This is a genomic window from Leisingera sp. S232 (genome assembly GCF_049800895.1).
Lineage (GTDB): Bacteria > Pseudomonadota > Alphaproteobacteria > Rhodobacterales > Rhodobacteraceae > Leisingera.
Genome location: NZ_JBNAFX010000077.1, coordinates 1 through 2,511, shown reverse-complemented (window position 1 = coordinate 2,511; position 2,511 = coordinate 1). Strand labels below are relative to the sequence as shown.

Sequence of the window (2,511 nt, the reverse complement as noted above, 5' to 3'; positions counted from 1 at the left end):
CGAGATACTGCGCGCTTCGCAACGCTTCGGCAGGGCGCTGTGGAAACGATGGAGTGGTTATCACATCCGAAGTCGCGTGGAGGCCAAAATGCTATGCCTCAAGGCATTCGGCGAACGCATCATGGCGAGGGACCCAGACAGACAAACCGCCGAAATCCACATCCGCATCGCTCTCATGAACCGATTCTCGGCCCTCGGCACCGCCGAGATCGTGTGTGATGGATGAATCCGCCGCGGAAAGGGGAAGCTCGTCCTCAAAACGAGTTGCGCAACAACGCCGCGGCGACTGGAACTGCTACGGGCGGACGTTTGGCCGGATTGAGTATTTCAGCCGATAATCTGCCAGTTTCCATCAGGTTTCTGGTCGTCCTCATTGCCGCGGCAGGCGTAGGGTGGGGACTGAGCGCAACGGTAAACTGGCTGACAAGGAAGTTTACGGATCTGAGACGGTTCCTTTGCTGCTTTCTGCCGCTAGTTTTTGCGGCAGTTCTGGCATGGTGGGTCGAGTGGCTTGCAGTTGACCATCCTCAGGACACCCCCGAACTCAAATTACTTTCGGTGATTGGCCTTTGCACGGCGCTTTGGGTCGCCGCCCGAGGCTTCCAGATCACTGCCCGGCGGGCCTCTCCCCATGCGTTTGAACAGCGTTGCATTGCACTGCTCATGTTTTCGGCCACCAGCGCCGCAATTCTGACTTTCGCTGCCGTCGGGCAAAGCACATGAAACGCCCCGGACCTGCTTCAACGCGCAATGCTGCACTGCTGCTGACTTCTGCAGCGATTGTCGATCTCTTCCTGCTCATCATGGTGGTGGATACATTGCTTCCCAAGCTGGGGCCTCTATTGCTTCGGCACATGCCTGTTGTAGACAAAGATTTTCATGGCATCCTGCTCCTTGCCACCGCACTTCCTGTCAGTTGGCTCCTTTATGAGTTTCTTTTGCGTGGGCTAAGCCCGGGCCGTTTCCTTTTCGGGCTTCAGTTACGCAACAAGTCCGGTTTGCAGATCGGCTGGCCCAGGCTGCTGTTTCGCGCATTCCACAAGATCGCCTTCGCGGGACTAGGTGGTGTAAATCCGCTCGGGGAATCTCACTATGACCGGCTAAGCGGCGCTCAGTGGTTTACGCCGCTTTGCCCGCCGATAGCACGCCCCATGAAGGAATGGGAGTTGCAGATCTGTTCCGGGAGTTTGCAAGGCAAGTCGGTGCAATTGAAACAATTCAAAACTAACAGCATAAAAATCGGGCGAGACAAAAACTGGACAAATCTGCGCTTTTCAGAGGCAGACAGCAAAGTCTCACGCCGTCACTGTATGCTGCTTGCTGCAAAAGGCTCGCTTTGGCTTCGGGATGGCGATGGCAAGGGTTCGTTTTCCAGCTCGGGGACCTTCCTCGAAACCCGGCGCCTCAAACCAGGAGAAATAGTAGCCATTGGGAAAGCCGAATACTTTACTGCAGGTGATGTTGAGATCCGCATTCTCCGGTAATGCCGGGATCACTAGGTGTTTGATCCCATGGTTTGATGGTGCGATCTGTTCTTTGGAATGGAAGGAAGCACTATGGGACAAGTTCGTCACGGGAGCGCCACGACCACGCACGCTGTCAGAGCAGCAATACAGCGATCGCAAGCTTCGATCGCGGCGCTGAGCAAGGAACTCGGGATCAACCCGAAGACTGTTGCCAAGTGGCGAAAGCGCGAGACCGTTGAGGATCGCAAAACAGGGCCGAAAGAGCCTCGCTCAACCATTCTCAGTCAAGCCGAGGAGGCCATGATCGTCGCATTTCGGCGGCATACGCTACTGCCGTTGGATGATTGCCTCTATGCGCTCCAGCCCTCGATCCCGCATCTGACGCGGTCAGCGCTGCATCGGTGCCTTCAGCGGCATGGCATCTCGCGCTTGCCGGATGTCGGGGGCGACAAGCCTAAGCGGCAGAGGTTCAAGCGCTACCCCATCGGCTTTTTTCATATCGATATTGCCGAGGTGCAGACTGCGGAGGGCAAGCTGTATCTTTTCGTTGGCATTGACCGGACCAGCAAGTTTGCAGTCACCCACCTCGTCGACAAGGCAGATCGCAAGACCGCCTGGGAATTCCTCGAACATTTGCTCAAGGCGGTCCCTTATCGCATCCATACGATCCTGACCGATAACGGTATCCAGTTCGCCGAACAGCCACGAAACCGGAACAGAGTATACTCCCGGCAGATGCGCTTCGACATGATCTGTGAGGCCAACGGGATCGAGCATCGCCTGACCAAACCGAACCATCCGTGGACCAATGGCCAAGTCGAGCGGATGAACCGCACGATCAAAGAGGCGACAGTGAAGCGATACCACTACGAAAGCCACGATCAGTTACGAACACATCTCGGCGACTTCATGGCTGCCTACAACTTTGCCCGCAGACTCAAAACTCTCAGCGGCCTCACGCCCTACGAATACATCTGCAAAATCTGGACTTCAGAGCCAGATCGTTTCATCATCGATCCGATCCACCAGATGCCGGGACTGAACA

Annotated in this window: 3 protein-coding genes and 1 pseudogene; all 4 read left to right on the top strand. The window is 56.0% G+C overall.

All coding sequences use genetic code 11. From position 1 onward, the window contains the following. Nucleotides 1-226: pseudogene (locus tag ACP151_RS21250) on the top strand (IS5/IS1182 family transposase); the annotation flags it as partial. A 92-nt stretch (nt 227-318) separates the two neighbouring features. Continuing rightward, on the top strand, nt 319-723 hold the full coding sequence (locus tag ACP151_RS21245; protein WP_424980781.1) for a hypothetical protein: 405 nt from the start codon (nt 319-321) through the stop codon (nt 721-723). Continuing rightward, nucleotides 720-1,484, top strand: coding sequence for an FHA domain-containing protein (locus tag ACP151_RS21240; RefSeq protein WP_424980780.1), 765 nt, complete (start codon nt 720-722; stop codon nt 1,482-1,484). The genes ACP151_RS21245 and ACP151_RS21240 overlap by 4 nt, the downstream gene beginning before the upstream one ends. 72 nt (nt 1,485-1,556) lie before the next feature. Continuing rightward, nucleotides 1,557-2,511: IS481 family transposase (locus ACP151_RS21235; RefSeq protein WP_424980202.1), on the top strand; the 955-nt coding region annotated here is incomplete at its 3' end.

Coding starts and splice junctions, on each gene's coding strand:
- ACP151_RS21240 (WP_424980780.1), top strand. CDS start 720: ATGAAACGCCCCGGACCTGCTTCAACGCGCAATGCTGCACTGCTGCTG.